At 68.2% G+C, this 26,021-nt stretch carries 20 protein-coding genes; 8 read left to right on the top strand and 12 right to left on the bottom strand.

Annotated features, from left to right (window positions below):
• Positions 1 to 12: 12 nt before the first annotated feature.
• Both WFH23_RS01975 and WFH23_RS01970 read right to left on the bottom strand, forming a co-directional pair.
• Complete coding sequence (locus WFH23_RS01975; protein ID WP_336661413.1) at positions 13 to 1,632, bottom strand: solute symporter family protein; 1,620 nt, start codon at positions 1,630 to 1,632, stop codon at positions 13 to 15.
• Positions 1,629 to 1,991, bottom strand: coding sequence for a DUF485 domain-containing protein (locus tag WFH23_RS01970; RefSeq protein WP_090147640.1), 363 nt, complete (start codon positions 1,989 to 1,991; stop codon positions 1,629 to 1,631). Before WFH23_RS01970 ends, WFH23_RS01975 begins: the two co-directional genes overlap by 4 nt.
• A 78-nt stretch (positions 1,992 to 2,069) precedes the next feature.
• On the opposite strand from WFH23_RS01970, the gene WFH23_RS01965 reads away from it, so the two are divergent.
• Positions 2,070 to 3,014: a LuxR C-terminal-related transcriptional regulator gene (locus WFH23_RS01965; protein WP_336661412.1), complete on the top strand. Its 945-nt coding sequence runs from the start codon at positions 2,070 to 2,072 to the stop codon at positions 3,012 to 3,014.
• A gap of 10 nt (positions 3,015 to 3,024) precedes the next feature.
• On the opposite strand, the gene WFH23_RS01960 is transcribed toward WFH23_RS01965, so the two are convergent.
• Positions 3,025 to 3,732: a MazG nucleotide pyrophosphohydrolase domain-containing protein gene (locus WFH23_RS01960; protein ID WP_336661411.1), complete on the bottom strand. Its 708-nt coding sequence runs from the start codon at positions 3,730 to 3,732 to the stop codon at positions 3,025 to 3,027.
• 103 nt (positions 3,733 to 3,835) lie between these two features.
• Between WFH23_RS01960 and WFH23_RS01955 the strand changes: the two genes are divergently transcribed.
• Positions 3,836 to 4,378, top strand: a complete 543-nt coding sequence (locus WFH23_RS01955; protein ID WP_200329648.1) for a hypothetical protein — start codon at positions 3,836 to 3,838, stop codon at positions 4,376 to 4,378.
• 93 nt (positions 4,379 to 4,471) lie between these two features.
• On the opposite strand, the gene mfd is transcribed toward WFH23_RS01955, so the two are convergent.
• The 5 genes from mfd to hutH form a co-directional block, all read right to left on the bottom strand.
• The gene (mfd, locus tag WFH23_RS01950; RefSeq protein ID WP_336661410.1) at positions 4,472 to 8,104 is read right to left on the bottom strand and encodes a transcription-repair coupling factor; all 3,633 of its coding nucleotides are present in this window, start codon (positions 8,102 to 8,104) and stop codon (positions 4,472 to 4,474) included.
• Complete coding sequence (gene pth, locus WFH23_RS01945; RefSeq protein ID WP_336661409.1) at positions 8,101 to 8,724, bottom strand: aminoacyl-tRNA hydrolase; 624 nt, start codon at positions 8,722 to 8,724, stop codon at positions 8,101 to 8,103. Before pth ends, mfd begins: the two co-directional genes overlap by 4 nt.
• 116 nt (positions 8,725 to 8,840) lie before the next feature.
• Positions 8,841 to 9,422, bottom strand: coding sequence for a 50S ribosomal protein L25/general stress protein Ctc (locus tag WFH23_RS01940; protein WP_090147625.1), 582 nt, complete (start codon positions 9,420 to 9,422; stop codon positions 8,841 to 8,843).
• 170 nt (positions 9,423 to 9,592) lie between these two features.
• The gene (locus WFH23_RS01935) at positions 9,593 to 10,375 is read right to left on the bottom strand and encodes an IclR family transcriptional regulator domain-containing protein (protein ID WP_200329654.1); all 783 of its coding nucleotides are present in this window, start codon (positions 10,373 to 10,375) and stop codon (positions 9,593 to 9,595) included.
• 35 nt (positions 10,376 to 10,410) lie between these two features.
• Complete coding sequence (gene hutH, locus WFH23_RS01930) at positions 10,411 to 11,985, bottom strand: histidine ammonia-lyase (RefSeq protein WP_336661662.1); 1,575 nt, start codon at positions 11,983 to 11,985, stop codon at positions 10,411 to 10,413.
• 207 nt (positions 11,986 to 12,192) lie between these two features.
• Between hutH and WFH23_RS01925 the strand changes: the two genes are divergently transcribed.
• Both WFH23_RS01925 and WFH23_RS01920 read left to right on the top strand, forming a co-directional pair.
• A complete protein-coding gene (locus tag WFH23_RS01925; RefSeq protein WP_090147620.1) occupies positions 12,193 to 13,137 on the top strand; it encodes an arginase family protein in 945 nt (314 codons plus the stop codon).
• A gap of 102 nt (positions 13,138 to 13,239) precedes the next feature.
• Positions 13,240 to 14,661: an amino acid permease gene (locus WFH23_RS01920; protein ID WP_336661408.1), complete on the top strand. Its 1,422-nt coding sequence runs from the start codon at positions 13,240 to 13,242 to the stop codon at positions 14,659 to 14,661.
• On the opposite strand, the gene WFH23_RS01915 is transcribed toward WFH23_RS01920, so the two are convergent.
• Both WFH23_RS01915 and WFH23_RS01910 read right to left on the bottom strand, forming a co-directional pair.
• Positions 14,658 to 15,329 (bottom strand): uracil-DNA glycosylase, encoded by a 672-nt coding sequence (locus WFH23_RS01915; RefSeq protein WP_336661407.1) that lies wholly within the window; start codon positions 15,327 to 15,329, stop codon positions 14,658 to 14,660. The two genes, WFH23_RS01920 and WFH23_RS01915, sit on opposite strands and share 4 nt — an antisense overlap.
• Before the next feature lie 27 nt (positions 15,330 to 15,356).
• Positions 15,357 to 16,130: an SDR family oxidoreductase gene (locus WFH23_RS01910; RefSeq protein ID WP_336661406.1), complete on the bottom strand. Its 774-nt coding sequence runs from the start codon at positions 16,128 to 16,130 to the stop codon at positions 15,357 to 15,359.
• A 222-nt stretch (positions 16,131 to 16,352) separates the two neighbouring features.
• On the opposite strand from WFH23_RS01910, the gene WFH23_RS01905 reads away from it, so the two are divergent.
• From WFH23_RS01905 to WFH23_RS01895, 3 genes are all read left to right on the top strand, one after another.
• A complete protein-coding gene (locus WFH23_RS01905) occupies positions 16,353 to 17,678 on the top strand; it encodes a bifunctional o-acetylhomoserine/o-acetylserine sulfhydrylase (RefSeq protein ID WP_336661405.1) in 1,326 nt (441 codons plus the stop codon).
• Positions 17,679 to 17,753: 75 nt separating this feature from the next.
• A complete protein-coding gene (gene metX / locus WFH23_RS01900) occupies positions 17,754 to 18,959 on the top strand; it encodes a homoserine O-acetyltransferase MetX (protein ID WP_336661404.1) in 1,206 nt (401 codons plus the stop codon).
• Positions 18,960 to 19,072: 113 nt separating this feature from the next.
• Positions 19,073 to 19,657 (top strand): hypothetical protein, encoded by a 585-nt coding sequence (locus tag WFH23_RS01895; protein WP_141653214.1) that lies wholly within the window; start codon positions 19,073 to 19,075, stop codon positions 19,655 to 19,657.
• Positions 19,658 to 19,705: 48 nt separating this feature from the next.
• Here the strand turns inward: WFH23_RS01895 and WFH23_RS01890 are convergent, their stop codons facing one another.
• Together WFH23_RS01890 and WFH23_RS01885 are read right to left on the bottom strand one after the other, a co-directional pair.
• Positions 19,706 to 20,752, bottom strand: a complete 1,047-nt coding sequence (locus WFH23_RS01890) for a hemolysin family protein (protein WP_090147604.1) — start codon at positions 20,750 to 20,752, stop codon at positions 19,706 to 19,708.
• Positions 20,749 to 22,077 (bottom strand): hemolysin family protein, encoded by a 1,329-nt coding sequence (locus WFH23_RS01885; RefSeq protein WP_090147601.1) that lies wholly within the window; start codon positions 22,075 to 22,077, stop codon positions 20,749 to 20,751. Before WFH23_RS01885 ends, WFH23_RS01890 begins: the two co-directional genes overlap by 4 nt.
• Positions 22,078 to 22,320: 243 nt before the next feature.
• Between WFH23_RS01885 and WFH23_RS01880 the strand changes: the two genes are divergently transcribed.
• Positions 22,321 to 26,013 carry a multifunctional oxoglutarate decarboxylase/oxoglutarate dehydrogenase thiamine pyrophosphate-binding subunit/dihydrolipoyllysine-residue succinyltransferase subunit gene (locus WFH23_RS01880; protein WP_336661403.1) on the top strand — a complete coding sequence of 1,231 codons (3,693 nt, stop codon included), beginning with the start codon at positions 22,321 to 22,323 and terminating at the stop codon, positions 26,011 to 26,013.
• Positions 26,014 to 26,021: the final 8 nt, after the last annotated feature.

Below are 26,021 nucleotides of genomic sequence, written 5' to 3'. Positions count from 1 at the left end.
CTGGCGAGGCGCTCAGTGCTGCACGGGCGGCTCGGCGCCGTATCCGGTCAGCGCGCGCACCTCCATCTCTGCAGCCAGCTTCTTCGACTCCTTCCGCGAACTCGTCACAGAGCCGAGCCAGCCGAGCAGGAAGCCGAGAGGAATCGACACGATGCCGGGGTTCTGCAGCGGGAAGATCGCGAAGTCCACGTCGGCCCCGAGCATGGCGGTCTCCGACCCCGAGACGACCGGAGAGAACGCGATGAGCACGACCGCCGAGAGCAGGCCGCCGACCATCGACCAGACGGCGCCGCGGGTGGTGAACTTCGACCAGAAGAGCGAGTACAGAATGGTCGGCAGGTTCGCGGAAGCTGCGACCGCGAACGCGAGCGCGACGAGGAAGGCGACGTTCTGCCCCTGCACCCCGATCCCGCCGAGGATCGCCGCAGCGCCGATCACGAGCGTCGTGACGCGGGCGACCTTCACCTCCTGCTTCGCCGACGCGCGTCCCTTCTTCAGCACGCTGTTGTAGATGTCGTGCGCAAATGAAGCCGATGCGGTGATCGTGAGGCCGGCGACCACGGCGAGGATCGTCGCGAAGGCCACGGCCGAGATGAACCCGAGCAGCAGGGGCCCGCCGAGTTCTGCTGCGAGCAGCGGTGCGGCGGAGTTCTGGCCTCCGGGCGCATTGGCGATGGTCTCGGGGCCGACCAGCGCGGCCGCACCGTAGCCGAGCACCAGCGTGAACAGGTAGAAGATGCCGATCAGCCAGATCGCCCAGACGACTGATTTCCGCGCATCCTTGGCCGTCGGCACCGTGTAGAAGCGCATGAGGACGTGCGGGAGACCAGCAGTGCCGAGCACCAGGGCGAGCGCGAGCGAGACGAAGTCGATCGGGTTGGCGCCGTACTGCAGCCCGGGCGCGAGAATCGCGGCACCGTTCGCGTTCTCGGGGTGCTGCACGGCCGCATCGAGCACGGCGGCGAAGTTGAAGCCCTTGAGCGCGAGGACCCAGATCGTCATAGCGGCCGCTCCGGCGATGAGCAGCACTGCCTTGATGATCTGCACCCAGGTCGTCCCCTTCATCCCCCCGATGAGCACGTAGCAGATCATGACGACGCCGACGACGGCGATCACCAGTGATTGGCCCAGTGCGTCGCTGACTCCGAGGAGCAGCGAGACGAGGCCGCCGGCTCCCGCCATCTGGGCGAGGAGGTAGAAGAACGACACGGCCAGCGTGGTCAGCGCCGCCGCCATGCGCACGGGGCGTTGCTGCAGCCTGAACGAGAGCACGTCGGCCATCGTGAACTTCGCGGTGTTGCGCATGAGTTCCGCGACGAGCAGCAGGGCGACCAACCAGGCGACCAGGAACCCGATCGAGTAGAGAAATCCGTCGTACCCGTTGATCGCGATCGCTCCGACGATGCCGAGGAACGACGCCGCGGAGAGGTAGTCGCCGGCGATGGCCACACCGTTCTGGCGACCCGAGAACGAGCGCCCTCCCGCGTAGAAGTCGGCGGCGCTCTTGTTGTCGCGGCTCGCGCGGATGACGATCACCATCGTCACCGCGACGAATGCGAGGAAGATGGCGATGTTGAGCACCGGGTTCTGCTCGGCGCCGGTCGCCTGAGCGGGGAGGATCGTCGCGATCATCGGGCGTCCCCCTCGAGCCTCTCGAGCGCCTCGAGTTCGGACCGGAGCGCCGTGGTGCGCGGGTCGAGCCTGCGGTTCGCGAACCGCACGTACGCCATCGTGATCGCGAACGTCGTGACGAATTGCGCGAGCCCGAGCCAGAGCCCCACGTTCATCCCGAGCAGGGGTGCCGCCATGAGATCGTGCGCGAATGCGGCGAGCACCACGTAGAGCAGGAACCAGAGCATGAAGGCGACCGCGAGCGGGAAGACGAAGCTGCGGAACCGGTGCTTCAGCTCCCGGAAGTCGGGTCTGGCCTGAAATGCGACGTAATCGACGGGCTCCCACTGATTTTCATGCGTAGATGCTGATTCGGTCACTCGTTTCTCCCTTGAACTCAAGTTTCCTCGTCGCAGCGCTGCGACGACTCATGCTGATCCTAGAAAACGAGTGTTAGCGTGAGCTACCTCCGAAAGTGGGTAGAACTCGTGCAACGAATGGATGAGGATCACGTGCAGCGCATCTTGCGCGAAGCAGTGGACGCGTTCGCTCGAGAGACCCGGTTCGACGTCGCCTTCGGCGGATTGGAGCGAGCCGGAGTGACGATGCTCACCGCGATCTCCGGTGCCGCGAACGACGCGAATGAGGGCGTGCTCGTGCGCACGGACCAGGGCCTCGGCGGGCGGGCGCTGCGCGAGCGTCGACCGCGGATCGCCGCGGACTACGTGGCGAGCCGGCAGATCACGCACGAGTACGATGCGCACATCCGCGGCGAGCGCATCGTCGGACTGTTCGCGATGCCCGTGCTGGTCGACGGCGAGGCGCGTGCCGTGCTGTACGGGGGAACGCGCCGGTCGATGATGCCGGGAACGAACTTCGCGCGCATCGCCGCCGGTGTTGCGCGGGATCTCTCGCGCGAGTTGCGCATCGAGGATGAGGTCGCTCGGCGCGTCAAGGCGCGAGGCGGCGCCCGTGCGAGTGACTGGACCTCCGACCGATCTCAGCTCCTCCCGCTCCCCCCGCACCTCCCGCACCTCCCGCCCGCGATGGTCGAGACGCTGCGCACCGTCCACGCCGGACTTCGCGGAGCGATCGCGGAGGCTCCCACTCCGAGGCTGCGCGAACGACTCCTCGACGTCGAGCGGCAGCTCACAGGGCTTTCGGCGGCTCCCCTGGCTCCAGGGCATCACGCCCGAGTCCGGGTGCCGGTCCAGCTCTCTCCGCGGGAGATCGATACGCTCACGCAGGTCGCGCTCGGCGCGACGAACGCGGAGACCGGCGAGATGCTGGGTCTCACCGAGAACACCATCAAGAGCTATCTCAATGCGGCCATGACGAAGCTCGACGCGTCGACCCGGCACGCTGCCGTGTCGCGTGCACGGTCGCTGGGCTTCCTCGTCTGAAGGCGGCGCGTCACCGGTCGTCGTGCAGCACGCGCGCCGTGAGACGATCGATCGCGAGTCTGAGCGCGCGGTCGGGATCCACTCCAGCGCGATTCGCCCGCATCAGCATCGCGAGCATCGCATCACCGATGCCGAATTCGGCCAGTCGCTGCTCATCTGGACCGATCAGCGCGGCGAGCGGATCCTCGGGGTACGCGTCCCCCGCACCCGGATCGATCAGGCCGGCCCGCTTCAGGCGCTCGATGACCTTGGCGGCGCGGGCAAGAGTCGGCATGCCAGCGGGGATGCCCTCGAGCGGGCCGCGCGACCCCCGCTCCTCGCCAGCAGCATCCTCTTTGAGTCGCTCCCACTCGGCGTGCAGTTCTTCCACCGTCATGTAGCCGCGATCCCCGAAGACATGGGGATGCCGGCGCACGAGTTTCTCGTTCAGCGCCGCAGCGATGCTGTCGAAGTCGTATCCCTCCGAATCGCGCTCCGCGATCGCGGCGTGAAACAGGACCTGGTACAGCACGTCGCCGAGCTCCGACTGCACCTCTGCAGGCGGCAGCTCGCGCTCGACCGCATCGATGAACTCGGCCGTCTCCTCGACGAGGAACTGGGTGAGCGACTCGTGCGTCTGCACCTCGTGCCACGCGCAGCCGCCCGGCGCGACGAGGCGGCGCACCGTGGAGATCAGAGCTTCGAACGGACGTGGATCACCGGCTGCGTCGGTACTCATACTCACCCACCCTATCGGGCACCGCGACCCTGAAAAGCGCCTGATAGCCTGGTGCGGCCCCGGGGACATCGGCGGGGCAACCACGCTTACGAGGGGGAATCTCATGACGGATACGAAGTCGCTATTCAAGATCGCCGGCATTTTCGGCGCGGCCGCGCTGACACTCAGCCTTGCTTCCTGCTCGGGCGGACAGAGCGTTGCAGACGCCTGCAAGATCGCTCAGGATTCGATGACGGATGTCGTCGCGCAGTCCCAGACCGACGCGCAGTCGGCGCTGCAGAGTGCGATGTCGGGTGAAGAGACAGATTTCGCCGCGATCTTCACCCCGGTGGTCGATGCGCTTGAGGACACTCAGGGCAAGGTCACCAACGAGGACGTCAAGGGGCCGCTCGACAACTTCGTGACGGAGTACAAGTCGTTCGTCGAGACGTTCGATGGCATCGACCTCTCCGCGATGCAGGAGATTCAGGAGATGTCGCAGCTCGACATGACCGACCCCGCCAACCAGGCGAAGCTCGAAGAGCTGCAGACGAAGTCCGAAGAGCTGCAGCAGCAGTCGCAGGAGCTGCAGACGAAGCTGCAGGACAGCCAGTCGACGCTCATGGACGCGAGCTCCGAGCTCAACGACGTCTGCTCCGCGGGCTGACCCACCGCGCGATCAACGCAAGACCACGGTCTTGTCCACTCGCTGCGCGTGTGCGGCCGGCACCCGGCCAGCACCACGCGCAGCGAGTTCTTCTCAGCCAGCCGCGGGCGATTCCTCCTCGAGGAGGGTCGCCAGCACGCGCCCCGTCCAGGCCACGATGTCGTCTTCGTCGCCCACGTGCTTCTGCCCCACTCCGGAGAGCGGACTGCGCGATGACGCGGTGCCACCCGGAAGCGGGATCTGCAGGCTCTTCGACGCCTCGACGTAGCGAGAGCCCGGGTACATCCGGTTCATGCGCATGCGCCGGGAATCGAGCAGCTCGACCGGTTCGATGCGCAGCGCTGGGCCCGCGGCGACGACCTTCGCGAGACCGAGGCGCGACGCCCGACGGCGCAGCGCCGATACTGCGGCGAGGCGTTCGACCTCGACCGGCGGCGCTCCGTAGCGGTCGGTGAGCTCCTCGAGCACGAGTGATACGTGCTCGGCAGGCGCCTGCGGGTGGGCAGCGGCGGAGAACTTCTGATACGCCTCGAGTCGGAGCCGCTCGCTCTCCACGTACTCCTCGGGGATGTGCGCGTCGACGGGCAATTCGAGCACCAGTTCGGTGGTCCCAGAGATCTCCTCGCCCTTGAACGAGCTCACGGCCTCGCCGATCATGCGCAGGTACAAGTCGAACCCGACGCCCGCGATGTGACCCGATTGCTCTCCGCCGAGCAGGTTTCCGGCTCCGCGCAGCTCGAGGTCTTTCAGGGCCACTTGCATGCCCGAGCCGAGCTCGTTGTTCGTCGCCAGGGTGTCGAGGCGCTCGTGCGCGTGCTCGGTGAGCGGCTTGTCCGGGTCGTAGAGGAAGTACGCGTATGCGCGCTCACGACTGCGCCCGACGCGCCCGCGCAGCTGGTGCAACTGGCTCAAGCCGTACTTGTCGGCGTTGTCGATGATGATCGTGTTCGCGTTCGCGATGTCGAGGCCGGTCTCGATGATCGTCGTCGACACGAGCACGTCGAACTTGCGCTCCCAGAAGTCTTGCACCACTTGCTCGAGCTGATGCTCGCCCAGCTTGCCGTGCGCCACCGCGACGCGCGCCTCCGGCACGAGCTCCGCGATCTGATTCGCGACCCTCGTGATCGATTGCACGCGGTTGTGCACGAAGAAGACCTGCCCCTCGCGCAGCAGTTCGCGCCGGATCGCGGCGGTGATCTGCTTATCGCTCCGCGGTCCGACGAACGTGAGAATCGGATGGCGGTCTTCAGGGGCGGTCGCCAGCGTCGACATCTCGCGGATGCCGGTTACCGCCATCTCGAGCGTGCGCGGGATCGGGGTGGCGCTCATCGCGAGAATGTCGACGTTCGTCTTGAGCTTCTTCAGGGAGTCCTTGTGCTCGACGCCGAACCGCTGCTCCTCGTCGATCACGACGAGCCCGAGGTCTTTGTAGTGCACGTTCTCAGAGAGGAGCCGGTGCGTGCCGATGACCACGTCCACCGTTCCCGCCGCGAGACCCTCGATCGTGTCTCGCGATTCCTTGTCGGACTGGAATCGGCTGAGCGGACGCAGGCGCACGGGGAAGCCGGCGAAGCGATTCTGAAAGGTCTCCAGGTGCTGCGTCACGAGCAACGTGGTCGGCACGAGGATCGCGACCTGCTTGCCGTCCTGCACAGCCTTGAAGGCTGCCCGCACGGCCACCTCGGTCTTGCCGAAGCCGACATCGCCCGCGATGAGGCGATCCATCGGGATCGTGCGCTCCATGTCCCGTTTGACCTCGTCGATCGTGGTCAGCTGATCGAGGGTCTCGGCGTAGGGGAACGCTTCTTCGAGCTCGTGCTGCCACGGCGTATCGGAGGAGAACGCGAAGCCCTTCGATGCGACGCGCGCCGAATAGAGCTTCACCAGCTCCACTGCGATGTCGCGCACCGCCTTGCGCGCCTTCTTCTTGGCAGTCGCCCAGTCGCTGCCGCCCATTTTCGAGAGGGTCGGCGCCTCGCCCCCGACGTATCGAGAGAGCTGGTCCAGCTGGTCGGTGGGCACGTAGAGCTTGTCGCGGGGCATTCCCCGCTTCGTCGATGAGTACTCGAGCACGAGATACTCGCGCAGCGCCTTCGTCGCGTCGCGCCCGATGCCAGTGGGAACCATGCGCTGCGTCAGCTCGACGAACTGCCCGATGCCGTGCGTCTCGTGCACGACGTAGTCGCCGGCGACGAGCTTCAGAGGATCCACGACGTTCTTGCCGCGGCGCTTCGCGAGCTTCTGCGAGGAACCGGCCTGCGATCCTGCCGATCGCCCGAAGAACTCGGCCTCGGTCGCCAGCAGCAGGCGGGCTTCGGCGCTTTCGAAGCCCGACCAGGCGGTGCCTGTGACGAGGTAGACGATGCCGTCCTCCCAGGCCTCCGGCAGTTCGTCGACGATGCGCGCGGCAGCTCCGGCGTCGGCGAGCACGTCGCGCGCGCGCTCCACGAGGCCGACACCCTGAGCGGAGACGACCGCGTGCCATCCGTCTCGCAGCCGCTCGCCGATCAGTCGTATCGCCGCGCCCGTCGCGTCGCCCGCCTGCAATGGCTTGGGGAAAGCACCGCCCTGCACGGCGATCACCGCTGGGTCGCCGGGCACGGCCGCATCGACGCCGCCAGCGCCCGCTTCGTCACGCACGAAATTGGAGACCGACCACCACGGCCTCCCCTGCGAGGCTGCGCGCAGCTCTCCGAGGGCCAGCATGCCGCTGTCTTCGACGGGCACCGGCGCATCGGCTCCAGCGGTCGCCGCCTGCCATGCGGCTTCGAGGAACTCTCGATTCGTATCGGCGAGGCTGACGGAGCGGCTGGCAACGCGCTCCGGTGAGACGACGAGGACGGCACCGCCCTCCGGAAGCAGGGAGGTGATGGGCGCAAGGCCTGGAACGAGTTGCGGCAGAAGGCTCTCCATGCCCTCGACGGCGATGCCCTCGCTCATCTTCTCGAGCAGCGATCCGAGTGCCGGGAAGCGTGGCAGCAGCGCCGCAGCGCGCTCGCGCACATCGTCGGTGAGCAGCAGCTCGCGCGCCGGCCAGAGCTCGATCGCATCGAGCGGATCGCCTGCGCTGCGCTGATCGGAGACCGCGAAGCGCCTGATCTGATCGATCTCGTCGCCGAAGAAATCGACGCGCACCGCCTGATCCGCGGTCGGCGGGAAGACGTCGAGAATCCCACCGCGGACCGCGAATTCGCCGCGTCGCGTCACCATGTCGACACGCGTGTAGGCGTACTCGACGAGGCGCCGCGCGATGGGATCGAGACCCTTCGTGGTGCGCCCCGAGGTCAGCTCGATGGGCTCGGCGGTGGCGGCGTGCGGCGACACCGGCTGCAGCGCGGCGCGGACCGATGCGACGATCACGAGCGGCACCTCGCCGTCGTACTCGCGGAGCAGCCGCAGAGACTCAGCTCGGCGGCCGACCGTCTCCGCGCTCGGGCTGAGTCGCTCATGCGGGAGCGTCTCCCACGCGGGGAACTCGGTCGTGATCGCTTCGGGGAGGAGCGATGCCAGGGCCGAGCGGATCGCGTCGGCCTCGCGGCTGGTCGCTGCAATCACGAGCAGCGCGCCGCGGTCGCCGGCGGCGCGGCGTCTGCGGAGCAACCCGGCGATGAGCGGTGCGCGCAATCCCTCGGCGATCGAGAATTCCGTGTCGGTCGAGCTGGCATCCAGTGCGGCCGCGAACGACTCTGACGACTCGAGCAGACGGTCGAGCCCCCGCAGCGTCACTGGGCGCTCCGACCGTGGAAGCGCTGCTGAGCGGCGAGCAGCCCCTCGTCGACGAGGGACTCGGCCGCGTCGGCGGCATCCTCGAGCAGGACGGGGAGCGCGCTGCGCTCCGACGTCGCGAACGGCTTCAGCACGAAATCGGCGGGGTCCTGCTGACCCGGCGGACGACCGATGCCGATGCGCACGCGCAGGAAGCCAGGGGTGTCGAGCGCCTTCGCGATGTCGCGCAGGCCGTTATGACCGCCGTGCCCGCCACCCTGCTTGAGCTTGACGGTGTCGAACGGCACGTCGAGCTCGTCGTGGAGCACGATGACGCGCTCGGCCGGGATCGCGAAGTACTTCGCGAGTGCAGAGGTCGGCCCGCCCGAAGTGTTCATGAAACCGTTGGATTTGGCCAGGATGAGCTTCGGCCCCCCGGCGCGGAGTCGCCCCTCGGCGACGCGTGCGCCGGCTCGATGCGACGAGAAGCGGCCTCCGATGCGAGCGGCGAGCACATCGAGCGCCATCTGCCCCACATTGTGCCGCGTCGCCTCGTAGTTCGCCCCTGGGTTGCCCAGACCGACGATGAGCCAAGTGTCATCCGACACGGGATCCTCCGCTTTCTTTCGCTTCCACAACATCCGTTCCCCCTTCGGCGTCCATCATCGCAGCCGCCGCCGACACTCGCCCCAACAGACGAACGGCCCGTCGGCCGGCGACGCATCGCCGCGCCGACGGGCCCGTAATCGTGTGGAGCTTACTCGGCTGCTTCTGCTGCCTCGTCCTCGTCCTCGGCGGTGCCGCGCGGCACGACGATGTTGACGACGAGCTGCTCGGGATCGCCGAGGAGCGTCGCGCCCTCGGGGAGCTCGATGTCGCCCGCGTGGATCTGCGCGCCTTCCTCGAGACCCTCGACGCTGACCTCGACGCTGTCGGGGATCGATGCCGCGGGAGCGCTCAGGTGCAGGCTGTTGAGCTCCTGCAGGGCGTTCGTACCCGAGAACGACTCGCCGGTGACGTGCACGCGCACCTCGACCTCGACGGTCTCGCCCTGCTTGATCACGATGAGGTCGACGTGCTCGATGATCTGGCGCACCGGATCCTTCTGCACGTCCTTGACGAGCACGAGCTGCTTCTCGCCGGCGACGTCGAGCTCGATCAGGGCGTTCGCCTGACGGATGATCAGGCTGAGCGGGTGCGTGTCGACCGCGACGTGGATCGGGTCGGTGCCGTGACCGTACACGACGGCCGGGGTCTGACCGGCGGCGCGAAGCTTGCGCGCCGCTCCCTTGCCGAAGTTCTCGCGTGCGTGGCCGACGAGCTGGCTGGTCTCGCTCATAGTGGTTTCTCCTTGCGGGCTCTCGCCCAATGAGGGCGGTCTGGCCGCCGGATTGGTGTCTCGCACTTGCGTAAATCACGCAGCAAGATGGCCCGCTGAGGCAGTCCGTCCCGCGTCGATCACGGGCTCGCAGGCCCCTCGCCGAAGTACAGCCTCCGAGTTTACACCATTCACGAGGAAGCCCGGCGCCCGTGGATCCTCGCCGACAGCGTCTCCGCCGCCGCGTGCACCTCTGAGGCGAGCGCCGCGGCGACCTCCGGCTCGACCGCGCCCTCCGGGTACGTCACCGCGATCGCCGCGACGGGCCACCCGCGGTGATCCAGCACCGGCACCCCGATCGAGGAGAGCCCCGCCGTCACCGAGCCCTCCTCCAGCGCGTAGCCGCGCGTCCGCGTCGCATCCAGCACGCTCCGCAGCCTCGAGTACCGGTCGATCCCGCCCGGGTCGACGTGACGGTGGACGAAGGACTCGCGGTCGGGGAAGAGCGCCCGCACCTGCGCCTTCGGAAGCGCGGCGAGGATCGCCCGACCGCTCGCCGTGAGCTGCATGGGGAGCCGCACATCGACGTCGGTCACGAGCGGCGGGGAGCCGGGTGCGCGCTCCTCCACCACGTAGAGCACGTCGCGTCCATGGGGCACCGCGAGGTGGCCGCTCAGGCGCACTCGATCGACGAGCGCGGCGAGCAGGGGCCGCCCGATCCTCGCGAGCGGCTCCTGGCGCGCGTAAGCCGAGCTGAGGTCGACTGCGGCGATACCGAGACCGAAACGGCGCTCCTCCGGCAGGTGCATCACGAACCCGTGCTCCTGCAACGCGTCCAGCAGATGGTAGACCGTGGAACGAGGCAGATCGAGCTTGCTCGCGATCATGCTCGCCGCGAGCGGCCCGCGGGAGCCCGCGAGCAGGCTGAGGATCCGCAGCGTCTGATCCGCGGCCGGAACCTTCGGGGTGCCCACGCTCCGCAGCCTATCCGGTCGGCGTCCGCTGCGACTCAGTCGAGCGGCGCGCCGAGCGCCCCGGTGAGCGCCGAGTGCACCGCTCCGCTCACGATCAGCTCGTGAGCGGCCGTGATCGTCGGAGACAGGAAGGTGTCGGTCTCCGGCGCGGGAATCCGGGTGCGGAAGAGCGCGTGGATCGCCGCCGTCGCGGGCGCCGGTTCGCCGAGACCGGAGGCGGCACGGAAGTCGAGCGCGCGCGTCGATGCGAGCAGCTCGATGCCGAGCACCCGCGCGAGCCCGTCGATGGAGCGCCGGAGCTTGCGGCCCGCCGCCCAGCCCATGGAGACGTGGTCCTCCTGCATCGCCGATGACGGGATCGAGTCGACCGAGGCCGGCGCGGCGAGCCGCTTGAGCTCGGAGACGATCCCCGCCGCGGTGTACTGCGCGATCATGAGACCGGAGTCGAGGCCAGCGTCCGCCGCGAGGAACGGCGGGAGGCCGTGATTGCGCGCCACGTCAAGGAAGCGGTCGGTGCGGCGCTCCGAGATGCTCGCGACGTCGGCGACGGCGATCGCGAGGAAGTCGAGCACGTAGCCGACGGGTGCGCCGTGGAAGTTGCCGTTCGATTCGACGCGGCCGTCGGGCAGGACGACCGGGTTGTCGATCGCCGAGACGAGTTCGACGCTCGCGACCCTGGCTGCGTGCGCTGCGGTGTCTCGGGCGGCGCCGTGCACCTGAGGGGCGCATCGGAGCGAGTACGCGTCTTGCACGCGCGTGAACTCGCCCTCGCGCGGCCGCTGCACCAGCTGGGAGTTCTCGAGCACGCGCAGCATGTTCGCGGCCGAGGTCGCCTGACCGGGGTGCGGACGGAGCGCGTGGAGATCCGCCGCGAAGACGGCGTCGGTCCCCGTGAGTCCCTCGATGGAGGCTGCGGCCGAGACATCCGCGATCGTCAGCAGGCTGGCGAGGTCGGTGAGGGCGAGGCAGAGCATGCCGAGCATGCCGTCGGTGCCGTTGATCAGCGCGAGCCCCTCCTTCTCGGCGAGCACCAGCGGCTCGATGCCCGCCGCTGCGAGCGCGGTCGCGGCCGGCACGGTGGGCCCGTCGGGCTCTGCCGCCGTGCGCACGTGGCCCTCCCCCATCAGCGTGAGCGCGCAGTGCGCGAGCGGGCTCAGATCTCCTGAGCACCCGAGCGAGCCGTACTCGTGCACCACCGGGGTGATGCCGGCGTTGATGATCGCGGCGTACGTCTCGACGACTTCGAGGCGCACGCCGGTCCGACCGCTCGCGAGCGTGTTCAGACGCAGGAGCATCAATGCTCGGACGACTTCGCGCTCGACCTCCGAGCCGGTTCCGGCGGCATGCGATCGGATCAGGCTCCGCTGCAGTTGCTGACGCTTCTCCACGGGAATCTGGACGTTCGCGAGAGCACCGAACCCCGTCGAGATCCCGTAGTGCGGTCGAGTGTCGTTCGCGAGATCCTCGATGACCCTGCGGCTCGCCGCGACGCGCTGGCGGCTGGAGTCGGAGATGGTGATCCGTGCATCGTGGCGGGCAACCGATACGACGTCGGCGACGGTGAGCGGAGCGTCGCCGAGCACGACGGTCGCTGGGTGGGAAGCTGTCATGCATCGATCCCACCGCACGAGCGGCACCGCGGCCAGCTCGGGCAGTCCATCGGTGTCCGGGATCCCGGACGTCGTCTCGATCCGGGATCCCGGACGCGCAGCTCGCTCCTCGTGCTGCGCGAGAGCAGGGAGACGCTCCACACTGGGAAGCAGCACCGCTGCTCGCGCGGTGCGTCGCAGCACCCCTACGATCACGAGGAGACGCCCATGGCACCCGGTCTGCCGCACGATCCGTCCTGGCCGCGCACGGGAGGATGGCCGTCTCCCGACCCCGATGGACCGGCGGATCTCGCACTCATCGGCGTACCGACCTCGCGCACCTCGCTCTCGCCGTCGAACGCGCACGAGACCCCCGCAGCGGTGCGCGAAGCGCTGCAGCGGTATTCGAGCCACATCGTCGGATCCGCACTGCCCGACGATCGCGGCGACGAGTCCGAGATCGTGCTCGACGAGGCCCTGCGCATCGTCGACGCGGGCGACTGCGTCGATCCCGACACCGAAGACGGAGAGCTCGCGGCGGCGTCGGCGATCGCGGCTCTCGCCGCTCGCACCGAACTCGTCGTCGCGCTCGGCGGTGACAACGCGCTGACCGTGCCCGCCGCACTCGGCATCGCGGGATCCGACCTCCCCCAGGCGGGCCTCATCACCTTCGACGCGCATCACGACCTCAGAGACGGTCGCAGCAACGGGTCGCCGGTGCGTCGCCTCATCGAGGCGGGTCTCGACCCGCGGCGCATCGTCCAGGTGGGGATCGCCGACTTCGCGAACTCCCGTGCGTATCGACGACGCGCGAAGGAGCTCGGCGTGACGGTGATCCATCGCGATGAGCTCCACGACCGACCCATGCCCGACGTCATCGCAGAGGCGCTCGACATCGCAGGCGCAGGAGGCGGGCCGGTGCACGTCGATCTCGACGTCGACGTGTGCGATCGCTCCGTCGCTCCCGGCTGCCCGGCCTCCATCCCTGGCGGCCTGCAGGCGCACGAGATCCGTCGTGCAGCCCGACTGCTCGCAGCCGATCCGCGCGTGCGCGGCATCGACATCGCGGAGGTCGACGCCGCCGCAGACGCACCCGACGGTCGCACCGTGCGACTCGCCGCCCTGCTCGTGCTCGAAGCCGCGGCCGGGCTCGCACGACGGCTCGGTCGGTAGCCCCCCCCCCCGCCCTCCCGCACGGCAGCACTCCCCGCGACACGGGTCCGTCGAGTGCGCCCGATTCCACAGAATCCGTTCGACGACGAAAGGATGTTCTTCATGACCACGACCGATTCCGGCCTCCGGCGCGGCCTCACCGCTCGGCACATCAGGTTCATGGCCCTCGGCTCAGCGATCGGCACGGGGCTCTTCATGGGCTCCTCCGGCGCGATCCAGACCGCGGGCCCGTCGGTGCTCATCGCCTACATCATCGGCGGCGCCGCCGTATTCATGGTGATGCGGGCGCTCGGCGAGATGGTCGTGCGGCACCCGGTGTCGGGATCGTTCGGCCAGTACGCGTCGCGCTACATCCACCCGTTCGCCGGCTTCCTCGTCGGTTGGACCTTCGCATTCGAGATGTTCCTCGTCGCGGTCTTCGACGCGACCGCGATCGGCGTCTACATGCGGTTCTGGTTCCCCGACGTGTCGCAGTGGGTGTGGGTGTTGGCCGTCGTCTGCTTCATCGCGGCCATCAACCTGCTCGGCGTCCGCGTCTTCGGCGAACTCGAGTTCTGGTTCGCGCTCGTGAAGATCGTCGCGATCGTCGCGCTGATCGTCGCGGGCGTCGCCGTCATCCTGTTCGGCTTCGGCGTCGCCGGCCACGATCAGATGGGACCGCAGAACCTGGTCGAGCACGGCGGGTTCATGCCGCACGGCATCTGGGGTGTGATCGCTTCGTTCACGATCGTGATGTTCGCCTTCGGCGGCATCGAGATCATCGGCGTCACCGCCGGCGAAGCCCAGAACCCGAAGCAGGTGCTCCCGAAGGCGATCAACTCGGTGCCGATCCGGATCCTGCTCTTCTACGTGCTGACCCTCGGGGTGATCATGTGCATCCAGCCCTGGGTCGACATCACCGGCGAGACGAGCCCGTTCGTCTCGATCTTCGAGTCGATCGGGTTCCAGGCCGCGGCAGCCGTGTTCAACGTGATCCTCATCACCGCGGCGCTCTCAGCCATGAACGCCGACATCTTCGGTGCGGGTCGCATGCTGCACGGTCTCGCCGAACAGGGCCAGGCTCCCCGATCATTCACACGCACGACGCGCAACGGCGTACCCATCATGACGGTGCTCACGATGATCATCGGCCTGCTCGTCGGTGTCGTGCTCAACTTCTTCTACCCCGACCAAGTGCTCTTCCTGCTCGGAGCGCTCGCCACGTTCGCGACGGTGCTGGTTTGGCTCGTGATTCTCGTCGCCCACATCCGCATGAAGGCGGAGATCGCGCGCGAGCACCGGCTCCCCAGCGAGTTCCCGGTGCCCCTGTGGCCGGTCGCATCGTGGCTCACGGTCGCGTTCATCGTGGGCGTCATCGTGCTCGTCGGAATCGTTCCCGACTCGCGCCCGGCGCTGTGGGTGGGACTCGTCTGGGTCGCCGGTGTGACCGCGTGCTACTTCGCGTGGGTGCGCGGCGACGGGCGTCAGCCGTACCACCTCGTCGATCAGACCGAGCCCATCGGAGTGGTCCCCGCCGAGCGCTAGAAGAGCGCTGGCTCGACCGGGGGCACGGACCAGTCGACTGGTTCGGCGCCCTGCATCCGGAGCGCAGCGTTCGCACGGCTGAAGGGGCGGGAGCCGAAGAACCCGCGCGACGCCGAGAGGGGGGACGGATGCGCGCTCTCGATGCAGGGCACTCCGTCGAGCAGGGCCCCGAGCGTCTGGGCTGGCTTCCCCCACAGGATCGCGACGAGCGGCCCGCCCCGCTCGGCGAGCGCCGTGATCGCGTGAGCGGTGATCTGTTCCCAGCCCTTCCGCTGGTGGGAACCGGCGTCACCGGCGCGCACCGTGAGCACGCGGTTGAGCAGCAGCACGCCGCGATCGGCCCACGCGGTGAGATCCCCGTGCTCGGCCGGCGGAACGCCGAGGTCGTCTGCGAGCTCCCGGTAGATGTTCCTGAGGCTCCGCGGGATGGGGCGCACATCGGCGGACGTCGCGAACGACAGTCCGATCGGATGCCCCGGGGTGGGGTACGGATCCTGCCCGACGATGAGCACCCGGACGTCCGCCATCGGCCGCTCGAACGCCGCGAGCACGCGATCGGGGCTCGGGAGCACCTCGACGCCGGCGGCGCGCTCCGACTGCACGAAGCGCTCGACGGCGGCCAACTGCTCCGCGACGGGGTCGAGGGCCGTCGCCCAGTCGGTCGCCATGCCGTCGGTCGAAAGCGGGCGCACCGGTCAGTCGTCCCGCGCTGCGAGCTCGCCCCGGTGCGTGTGGAACACGCTCGTCTGCGCGACCGGCCTGAGCACGATGAGGTCTTGATTCACGTGCGGAGGCTGCTCGAAGGCGCCGACCAGCACCCGCGCCACGTCCTCCGCTTGCAACGGGATCACGTCCGCGTACGGTCTCTGCGCCGCCTCCGCGTCCCCTCGGAGCCGGTTCAGCGTGAACTCCTCGGTGTGCACGAGTCCCGGTGCCAGCTCCATGACCCGGATCGGCTCGCCTCCGAGCTCCAGGCGCAGCACCTGCGTCACGGCGTGCGCCGCGTATTTGGCGGCGTTGTACCCGCCCCCGCCGGGGTACGCGTCATGCCCGGCCGTCGACGTCAGGTTGAGGATCGACGCCCATCCCGACTGCCGCGCGCCCTCGCGCAGCACCGGCAGGAGTGCCGCCGTCACCGAGCGCAATCCGATCACGTTCACCTCGAACATACGGCGCCAGTCGGCATTCGAGGCGTGTTCGACGGATTCGGTGCCCCAGGCGCCCCCGGCATTGTTCACGAGCCCGGTCGCCCCTCCGCTGTCCGCCACCTCGGCCGCGAGGCCGGCGACCTGCGCTTCATCCGTCACGTCGCACGCGATCGCTCGCGCACCGGTTTCGGCGGCGAGCGCCTCGAGACGGTCGAGCCGCCGCGCAACGGCGACGGTCTCCCAGCCGAGCTCCGCGAACCTGCGCACCGTCGCCGCTCCGATTCCGGAACTCGCCCCTGTGACCACGACCCGACGTTGCATGCGTTCCTCTTCCGCTCGGCAGTACGTGCTCCGAGCCTAGCGAGGCGTCGCGGCTCGCAACAGACGGGTCGACGCGCGCTGACGAGGCGCGAATCACGTTACGCAATACGACTCGCTCCGTTGCCGCCGCGGCACGCGTCTCGTACGCTCGGACCGCACCGCAACTTCATCTCGCACCGCAGCTTCACTCGCACATCGCAATCTACTCACCGAGGAGTCATCATGACCGACCAGAGCGCCTGGGGATTCGAAACCCGGCAGATCCACTCGGGCCAGCAGCCCGACGAGACCGGGGCTCGCGCCGTTCCGATCCACCAGACCACCTCGTTCGTGTTCGACGACACGACCCAGGCTGCGAACCGATTCGCGCTCGCGGAGCTCGGCCCGATCTACACCCGCATCACGAACCCGACCCAGGCCGTCGTCGAAGAGCGCATCGCCGCGCTCGAGGGCGGAAGCGGCGCGCTGCTGCTCGCGAGCGGGCAGGCGGCGTCGACGTTCGCCGTGCTGAACATCGCGAACTCGGGTGATCACATCGTGTCGTCGGCGTCGATCTACGGCGGCACGTACAACCTGTTCAAGTACTCGCTCGCGAAGCTCGGCATCGAAGTCACCTTCGTCGAGGATCAGGACGACCCCGCAGCGTGGCAGCGCGCCGTCCGCCCCAACACCAAGCTCTTCTTCGCCGAGTCGATCGCGAACCCGCGCTCCAACGTGCTCGACATCCGTGCGGTCGCCGATGTCGCCCACGAGAACAGCCTGCCGCTCATCATCGACAACACCGTAGCGAGCCCGTACCTGGTGCGCCCGTTCGAGCACGGCGCGGACATCGTGCTGCACTCCGCCACGAAGTTCCTCGGCGGGCACGGCACGACCCTCGGAGGCGTGATCGTCGACGGAGGCGTCTTCGAGTGGTCGCAGCACGCCGACAAGTTCCCCGGGCTGACGGAGCCCGACCCCTCGTACAACGGCGTCAGCTACACGGGAGCCGTCGGCGACGCGATCGCGTACATCATCAAGGCGCGGGTGCAGCTGCTGCGCGACCTCGGGGCGTCGATCGCCCCGCTCAGCGCCTGGCTCCTGCTGCAGGGCATCGAGACGCTGTCGCTCCGCGTCGAGCGCCACGTGCAGAACGCCCAGGAGGTGGCTGAGTGGCTCGATTCCCACGATGACGTCGCGACGGTCTACTACTCGGGCCTGCCGTCGAGCCCGTGGTACGCCGCAGCGAACCGCTACGCACCGAAGGGCGTGGGAGCGGTGCTCGCGTTCGAGCTCAAGGGCGGGGTCGACGCAGGCCGCGCGGTCGTGGAGAACGTCGAGCTCTTCAGCCACGTCGCCAATATCGGCGACGTGCGCAGCCTGATCATCCACCCGGCCTCGACGACGCACTCGCAGCTGACACCCGAGCAGCAGCTGACGGCGGGCGTCACGCCCGGGCTCGTGCGTCTGTCGGTGGGCCTCGAGCACATCGACGACATCAAGGCCGATTTGGAGCAGGGATTCGCTGCGGCTCGCAAGGTCGTGGCCGAGTCGACCGCGAACGCCTAGACGGTGCGGTGCGGGGGCGGACGCAGCGCGTAACATTCGCCCTCGCACCGGCTGCGCACGACAGAATGGGTGCTCATGGACTGGCAGACTCCCGAGGACTCGTTCCCGACCGATTTCATCACCGATGCGCAACTGCGCGCGCTGATGGGGCGGCCGCCGATCTCGGGCGGATGGCGGGACGGCGATGCCGTCGGCGAGCGCTCATTCGTGTCGGTCGGAGAACTCGAGACCGAAGCCGGCAGTGTCATTCCCCACGTGCGCATCGCATACGAGACGTTCGGCGCGCTCAATGAGCGGCGCGACAACGCGATCCTCGTCTTTCACGCCCTGACGGGCGACAGCCATCTCGTGGGCCCCGCCGCGGCCGGGCACCCGACCGACGGCTGGTGGTCTGAGATCGTCGGCCCGGGCAAACCCCTCGACACCGATCGCTTCTGCATCATCGCCCCCAACGTGCTCGGAGGGTGTCAGGGATCGACCGGGCCCGGCTCCCTCGACCCGTCGGGCCTGGAGTGGGGCGGGAGGTTCCCCTACCTCACCATCCGCGATCAGGTCACCGCTGCCGGCCGTTTCGCCGACGCCCTCGGCATCGAGCGGTTCGAAGCGGTCATCGGGGGCTCCATGGGCGGAATGCACGCCCTCGAGTGGGGCATCTCGCACCCGGATCGCGCGGCGCGGATCGCGGTCATCGCCGCTCCCCCGGTGACCACCGCCGACCAGATCGGCCTCAATCTCGTGCAGCTCGAAGCCATCCGCTCAGACCCGTTCTACCGCGGCGGCAACTACTACGACGCCCCCGACGGGGTCGGACCCCACCACGGCCTCGCCACCGCGCGCAGGCTCGCCCTGCTCAACTACCGGAGCAATACCGAGCTCGACGAACGGTTCGGTCGCGCGTGGCAATCCGCGGTGAGTCCGCTCGGCGGCGGCGGTCGCTTCGCCGTCGAGTCGTACCTCGACTTCCACGGCAACAAGTTCACTCGACGGTTCGACGCGAACAGCTACGTCACGCTCGTGCAGGCGATGAACTCGCACGACGTCGGCCGCGGCCGCGGCGGCGTGCGCGCCGCACTCTCCACGATCGACGTGCCGACGCTCGTGCTCGGCATCCCGAGCGATCGGCTCTTCACGCTCGAAGGCCAGGATGAGATCGCGCGGCACACGCCAGGCAGTCTCGACGGGTCGCGCGCAACGCGCATCGATTCGCCGTTCGGCCACGACGCGTTTCTGATCGAGTTCGCGCGCGTCGGCGCTCAACTCCGACGACTGCTCGCTGCCTGAACGGCCTCGCAGCAGCCACTCGGGGGCCTCCCACCTTTGCGCCGTAGTCTCTCCCCATAACCTGACCGGCGCGTCCGCCCGAGTCTCTGCGTCACCGGAAGAGGAGCATCAGCTTGACTATCGTGCACGCGCGTTCTTCTTGGCGCGCTCTGGGTGTGGTCGCATCCGTCACCGCCGTGATCCCGCTCTGCCTCGCGGGCTGCGCCCCGGCGGTGGAGAGCGACGCGAGCGCCGCCGAGCTCCGCGCCGCCCCGGATTCGAACCTCATGACGGTTCCGGTGGATCGCACGTACGACGTCACCGAGATCAACCTCATCGCGCCCCTCGGCGCCTCCTCGCTCCACGAAGCGCTCGGCGAGCGCATCTCGTCCACGGGCACCATGGTCGTGCGCGACGGCATGATCATGTCGGCCGACCTCCAGGTGGTCATCGACGACATGCCTGAGGCCTCCTTCGTGCAGACCCGGCCGACGATGCTCGTACGCGACGACATCGAAGAGACCGTGACGTCCGTCGGCACTCTCTCGGTCGGGGGCCTCACGCAGCCCAACACGAGCGTCGAGCTCAAGCCGACCGAGCTCGGCGAGGATCAGGCGCAGTTCGACGTGACCTTCGCCATCCCCGACAATCTGCTCGTCTCGACGGCCGGGCTCCCGTTCGACGAGATCTCGGCGCACCTCGTACTCACGGCGCAATAGCGCCGCGCCGCGCGTCGCTTCGGCACGCGCCGTGGACGCCCGCCCGCCTCAGGCGAAACGCTGTCGGCGAGTCGCGTCGTGGATCTCGCCGACGAGCTCTTCGATGACGTCTTCGAGGAAGACGACCCCGAGGACGGATCCCGCGTCGTCGTGAATGCGAGCGAGATGAATGCCCCTGCCCTGGAGCCGGGCGAGCACATCCTCGAGTTCCGTCTTCGCATGCACCGATTCCATCTCGCGAATGCGCTTCGCCGGGATCGGCTGCGCAATGCGATCCTCGCCCAGTCGCACCAGGTCCTTGATGTGCACGTAGCCGACGAGCTCGCCGCTCGCGTCGGCGATGGGATACCTGGAGAAGCCGTGCCGGGCGACCGCGGCCTCCACGTCCTCCGGCGTCGACCCCTCAGGGAGCACGACGAGGCGGTCGGATGCGACGAGCAGGTCCTCCGCTCGCTTCGTCGTGAACTCGAAGGCGGCGGTGAGCGCACCGCTGCGGTCTTCCAGCACGCCCTCGCGCGTCGAGTGGCTCACGATGCTCGCCACTTCTTCCAGCGTGAACGTGCTGTTCGTCTCCGACTTGGGCTCCACGCCGAAGAGACGCAGCACGCCGTTCGCGACGGCGTTGAGCGCCGCGATGATGTGCCGGAGCAGGCGCGAGATCGCGACGAGCGGCGGCGCGAGGAGCAGCACGGCGCGATCCGGCATGGAGAACGCGGCGTTCTTCGGGACCATCTCGCCGAACACCACGTGCAGATACGAGACCCCGACGAGCGTGAGCACGAACGCCGCGATGGTCACCGCCTGCTCGGGAATGCCCGTCCAATGCAGCGGCCCCTCGAGCAGGTGGTGGATCGCCGGCTCGGAGACGTTCAGGATCAGCAAGGAGCACACGGTGATGCCCAGCTGACTCGTCGCGAGCATGAGCGTCGCATGCTCCATGGCGTAGAGCGCTGTCTGCGCGCGCTTCGACCCTGCCTCCGCGCGCGGCTCGATCTGCGACCGCCGAGCAGAGATCACGGCGAACTCGGCGCCGACGAAGAACGCGTTGGCGGCGAGCAGCACCACCAACCACAGGATTCCGACCCAGTCGCTCATGCGCTCTCCCCCTCGGCCGCCGATGGCGCCGCTGGCGCGCTCGTGTACTGCAGACGGGCGATGCGCCGACCGTCCATGCGCATCACGCGCAGCGTACCGCCATCGGGCAGTTCGACGGCGTCGCCGGCCTCGGGAATGCGACCGAGCTCGTGCAGCACGTACCCGGCCGCGGTGTCGTAGGCGTCGTCTTCCGGGATCTCGACTCCCGTCTGCTCGCGAACCTCGTCCGGGCGCAGATCGGCGGGGAAACTCATCTGCTCAGCAGTTCCCACCACGCCGGCGGCCGCCCGGTCGTGCTCGTCGGCGACCTCGCCGACGATCTCCTCGACCAGGTCTTCCAGGGTGACGATACCCGCCGTCCCGCCGTACTCGTCGGCGACGATCGCGAGCTGGAACCCGCTCGCCCGCAATTCCTCGAGCAACTGGTCGAGGTGCATCGTCTCGGGCACGCGCACCGCATCCTCCATGAGCGCCGCCACCGGGACGTCCTCGCGCTTCGCTCGGGGCACGGCGACCGCCTGCTTCACGTGCACGACACCGACGATGTCGTCGCGATCCTCATCGATCACCGGGAAGCGGGAGAAGCCGGTGCGACCCGACAACTCGAGCACGGCCTTCGCGGGTTCGAGTCGCTGCAGACTCTCGACTTTCAGGCGCGGTGTCATCACGTCGCCAGCGGAGAGCTCCGAGAAGCGCAGGGTGCGATCGAGCAGGGTCGCGGTATCGGCCTCCAGCAGTCCGGCGCTCGCCGAGTGACGGACGAGTGACGAGAGCTCCTGCGCGGACCGGGCGCCCGACAGCTCCTCCTGCGGTTCGATGCCGAGCGTGCGCAGAATACCGTTCGCGCTCCCGTTCAGCACCATCACCGCTGGCTTCAACGTGGTCGTGAACGCGGCCTGGGCCGGCATCACGAGCCGAGCGGTGGCCAGCGGGTTGGAGATCGCGAAGTTCTTCGGCACGAGCTCGCCCACGATCATCGAGAACACCGTGGCGATGGCCACCGCGATCGGAGCGCTGATGGCGCGTCGCAGATCCTCGGGCACCCCGACCGCGGCGAGCGGGCCGCCGAGGAAGGTGCTCAGCGCCGGTTCCAGCGTGTACCCCGCGAGCAGCGTCGTCAGCGTGATGCCCAGCTGGGCGCTCGAGAGATGCGTCGACGTGCGAGAGAGACCTCGGATCACGCGGTCGAGCCCGCGCTCCCCGGCGCCGCGACGGCGCTCCAAGTCGTGCCGGTCGAGTGCCACGAGCGAGAACTCGGACGCCACGAAAACACCCGTCCCGAGCGTCAGCACGACGCCGATGAGCAGGAGGAGCCAGTCGTTCATCCACGACTCCGGGAGAAGACGATCTGCCGCGCCTCAGCGCGGCCGGTACTCGGAGGGTCGGAAGGTCTTCGAGAGTCAACGTCCATAGCCCTCCGAGATTACCACCAGAACCCGGAATCTGCGCTGAGAGTATTCGGGCACCGGCGCCGAGATGGGCGTAGGCTTGTTGCCGGTACGGCTCAGGAGCCATTACCTCCGACTACATCAATCTTGCAGGCATTGCACGAACGAGAGGAAGTCGCTTTGGCGGAGCGCACGGAGACCACCAATCAAGCTGGTCCCGCAGGAGATTTCGGCGCGAATGCGTGGCTGGTGGACGAACTCTGGAAGCAGTTCCAAGTCGACAAGAACTCGGTAGACCGGTCATGGTGGCCCGTTCTCGAGAAGTACGGCGCCGGTCAGGCGGGTGAGGCGACGACGCCGGCTCCCTCCGGCGGTGCGGCCCCCGCGACGAGCCCGATCACCACTCCGACGCAACCCGCGAGGACGACGAAAGCGGCGCCGCGCGTCGCTCCGATCCCGGCCGACGCCCCGAGCACGGCGCGCAACACGAACGCCGAGCAGGAGGCGCCCGAAGCCGATCAGGTGACCCCGCTCAAGGGCATGGCGCGAACGCTCTCCAAGAACATGGACCAGAGCCTGGCGGTGCCGACGGCGACGAGCGTGCGCACGATCCCCGCGAAGCTGCTGATCGACAACCGCATCGTCATCAACAACCACCTGCGCCGCAGTCGCGGCGGCAAGGTGTCGTTCACCCACCTCATCGGCTGGGCCCTGATCCAGACGCTGAAGGAGTTCCCGAGCCAGAACGTCAGCTACGCGGAGGTGGACGGCAAGCCCTCGATCGTCACGCCAGCGCACATCGGGCTCGGCATCGCGATCGACGTGCCGAAGCCCGACGGCACCCGCTCGCTGCTGGTCCCGTCGGTGAAGCGAGCCGAATCGCTCAACTTCAACGAATTCCTCTCCGCCTACGAGGACCTCGTGAAGCGAGCCCGCGACAACAAGCTCGCGGCCGGGGACTTCCAGGGCACCACGATCTCGCTCACCAATCCCGGCGGCATCGGCACGGTGCACTCCGTCCCCCGCCTCATGCAGGGCCAGGGCAGCATCATCGGCGCCGGCGCCCTCGAGTACCCCGCTGAGTTCCAGGGCGCGTCGCAGGAGACGCTGAACCGGCTCGGCATCTCCAAGACCATCACGCTCACGAGCACCTACGACCATCGGGTCATCCAGGGCGCCGGTTCCGGCCAGTTCCTGAAGCTCGTGCACGAGCGCCTGATCGGCAAGCACAACTTCTACGAAGAGATCTTCGCCGCACTGCGCATCCCGTACAAGCCGGTGCAGTGGGCCTCCGACATCCATGTCGACATCGTCGGCGCGGTCGACAAGTCGGCGCGCGTGCAGGAGCTCATCAACTCCTTCCGCGTGCGCGGCCACCTCATGGCCGATGTGGATCCGCTCGAGTACGTGCAGCGCACCCACCCCGACCTCGAGATCGAGTCCCACGGACTGACCTTCTGGGATCTCGACCGCGAGTTCGCCACCGGAGGCATCGGCGGCAAGCGCACCATGCCGCTGCGCGACATCCTCGGCGTGCTGCGCGACTCGTACTGCCGCAAGATCGGCATCGAGTACATGCACATTCAGGATCCCGCGCAGCGGCTGTGGTTGCGCGATCAGCTCGAAGTGCCCTACGCGAAGCCGAGCCACGACGAGCAGATGCGCATCCTCGAGAAGCTCAACGAGGCCGAGGCCTTCGAGACCTTCCTGCAGACGAAGTACGTCGGACAGAAGCGCTTCAGCCTGGAGGGCGGCGAGACCGTCATTCCGCTGCTCGACGCGATGCTCATCGATGCGGCGGAGGACGGCGTCGACAGCGTCGACGTCGGGATGGCGCACCGCGGCCGTCTGAACGTGCTCTCCAACATCGCGGGCAAGACGTACGGACAGATCTTCCGCGAGTTCGAGGGGGCGCAGGCGCAGAAGGCCGGTTCGGGCGATGTCAAGTACCACCTCGGCACTTCCGGCGTCTTCACCGCCCCCAACGGCACGCAGGTGCCGATCCATCTTGCGGCGAATCCGTCGCACCTCGAAACGGTCGACGGCGTACTCGAGGGCATCGTCCGCGCGAAGCAGGACTTGAAGCCGATCGGCTCCTTCACCACCCTGCCGATCCTGATCCACGGCGACGCGGCGATGGCCGGCCAGGGAATCGTGTACGAGACGATGCAGATGTCGCAGCTGCGCGGCTACCGCACGGGCGGCACCATTCACATCATCATCAACAATCAGGTCGGTTTCACGACGCTCCCACTCGATTCCCGTTCGACGGCCTACTCCTCGGATATCGGCAAGGTCGTGCAGGCGCCGATCTTCCACGTGAACGGGGACGACCCGGAATCGGTCGTGCGCGTCGCGAAACTCGCCTACGAGTTCCGTCAGCGCTTCCACATCGACGTCGTCATCGACCTCGTGTGCTACCGCCGTCGCGGCCACAACGAGGGCGACGACCCCTCGATGACCCAGCCGCTCATGACCGACCTCATCGAGGCGAAGCGCTCGACGCGCCGCCTGTACACGAGCGCCCTCGTCGGACGCGGTGACATCACCGAGGAAGAGTACGACAAGGCGAAGCAGGATTTCCAGGATCGGCTCGAACGGGCGTTCCAGGAGACCCATGCCGCTCAGACCGGATCGATCCCGGTCATGGACACGAGCGGCATCGCGGAGGTCTCGGAATCCGGCGGCCGCTCCGAGCAGCAGCTCGAAACCGCGGTGGATCGCACGGTCATCGAGCGGATCGGCGATGCGCACGCCAACAAGCCAGAAGGCTTCATCGTGCATCAGAAGCTGCAGCAGCTCCTCAACAAGCGTCTGGAGATGAGCCGGGAGGGCGGCATCGACTGGGGCTTCGGAGAGCTGCTGGCGCTCGGCTCGCTCCTCATGGAGGGCACTGCGGTGCGCTTCGCCGGTCAGGATGCGCGGCGCGGCACCTTCGCCCAGCGGCACGCGGTGTTCCACGATCGCGCGAACGGACAGGAGTGGATTCCGCTGCTCAACCTGTCCGAGGAGCAGGCGCGGTTCTGGATCTACGACTCGCTGCTCTCCGAGTACGCCGCGCTGGCCTACGAGTACGGGTACTCGCTGCAGCGAGAGGATGCGCTCGTACTCTGGGAAGCGCAGTTCGGAGACTTCGCGAACACCGCGCAGGCCGTGATCGACGAGTACATCGCCGCTGCCGAGCAGAAGTGGGGCCAGCAGTCCTCCGTCGTGATGCTGCTCCCCCACGGCTACGAGGGTCAGGGACCCGACCACTCCTCCGCGCGCATCGAGCGGTACCTGCAGCTGTGCGCTGAAGACAACATGATCGTCGCCCGCCCGTCGACGCCGGCGAACTACTTCCATCTGCTCCGGCGACAGGCGTACGCCCGTCCGCGCAAACCGCTCATCGTGTTCACGCCGAAGTCGATGCTGCGCCTGCGCGGAGCGACGTCGAAGGTGGAGGACTTCACCGAGGGCTCGTTCCAGCCAGTGATCGACGACCCGGCGATCACCGAGCCCACGAGCGTGGAGCGCGTGCTCCTCGTGTCCGGCAAGGTCTATTACGACCTGCGATCCGCTCTCGAAAAGCGCCCCGACCCGCGCGTCGCGGTGGTTCGCGTCGAGCAGTTCTACCCGATTCCGGCGACGCAGCTGGGTCGCGTGCTCGCGCAGTACCAGGGCGCCGAGATCGTCTGGGTGCAGGACGAGCCCGAGAACCAGGGCGCGTGGCCGTTCATCTCGCTCGAGCTCTCCAAGAAGCTCGCGAACGACCGCATCCGCGTGGTTTCGCGTGCGGCGTCGGCAGCGCCCTCGACGGGCTCGGCCAAGGTGCACGCGGTGGAGCAGGAGGAGCTCATCTCCCGCGCGCTGCGCTTCGACGGCGACGCCTAGGAGTTCCA

The organism is Leucobacter sp. USHLN154 (genome assembly GCF_037145595.1).
Taxonomy (GTDB): domain Bacteria; phylum Actinomycetota; class Actinomycetes; order Actinomycetales; family Microbacteriaceae; genus Leucobacter; species Leucobacter alluvii.
Note: the sequence above shows the minus strand (reverse complement) of the source record. Positions and strands in the feature narration are given on the sequence as shown.

Bases quoted from the DNA above. Each gene is read 5' to 3' on its own strand.
- WFH23_RS01975 (WP_336661413.1), bottom strand. From the start codon at position 1,632: ATGATCGCGACGATCCTCCCCGCTCAGGCGACCGGCGCCGAGCAGAAC.
- WFH23_RS01960 (WP_336661411.1), bottom strand. From the start codon at position 3,732: ATGAGTACCGACGCAGCCGGTGATCCACGTCCGTTCGAAGCTCTGATC.
- WFH23_RS01955 (WP_200329648.1), top strand. From the start codon at position 3,836: ATGACGGATACGAAGTCGCTATTCAAGATCGCCGGCATTTTCGGCGCG.
- pth (WP_336661409.1), bottom strand. From the start codon at position 8,724: ATGTTGTGGAAGCGAAAGAAAGCGGAGGATCCCGTGTCGGATGACACT.
- WFH23_RS01940 (WP_090147625.1), bottom strand. From the start codon at position 9,422: ATGAGCGAGACCAGCCAGCTCGTCGGCCACGCACGCGAGAACTTCGGC.
- hutH (WP_336661662.1), bottom strand. From the start codon at position 11,985: ATGACAGCTTCCCACCCAGCGACCGTCGTGCTCGGCGACGCTCCGCTC.
- WFH23_RS01925 (WP_090147620.1), top strand. From the start codon at position 12,193: ATGGCACCCGGTCTGCCGCACGATCCGTCCTGGCCGCGCACGGGAGGA.
- WFH23_RS01920 (WP_336661408.1), top strand. From the start codon at position 13,240: ATGACCACGACCGATTCCGGCCTCCGGCGCGGCCTCACCGCTCGGCAC.
- WFH23_RS01915 (WP_336661407.1), bottom strand. From the start codon at position 15,329: ATGGCGACCGACTGGGCGACGGCCCTCGACCCCGTCGCGGAGCAGTTG.
- WFH23_RS01910 (WP_336661406.1), bottom strand. From the start codon at position 16,130: ATGCAACGTCGGGTCGTGGTCACAGGGGCGAGTTCCGGAATCGGAGCG.
- WFH23_RS01905 (WP_336661405.1), top strand. From the start codon at position 16,353: ATGACCGACCAGAGCGCCTGGGGATTCGAAACCCGGCAGATCCACTCG.
- metX (WP_336661404.1), top strand. From the start codon at position 17,754: ATGGACTGGCAGACTCCCGAGGACTCGTTCCCGACCGATTTCATCACC.
- WFH23_RS01890 (WP_090147604.1), bottom strand. From the start codon at position 20,752: ATGAGCGACTGGGTCGGAATCCTGTGGTTGGTGGTGCTGCTCGCCGCC.
- WFH23_RS01885 (WP_090147601.1), bottom strand. From the start codon at position 22,077: ATGAACGACTGGCTCCTCCTGCTCATCGGCGTCGTGCTGACGCTCGGG.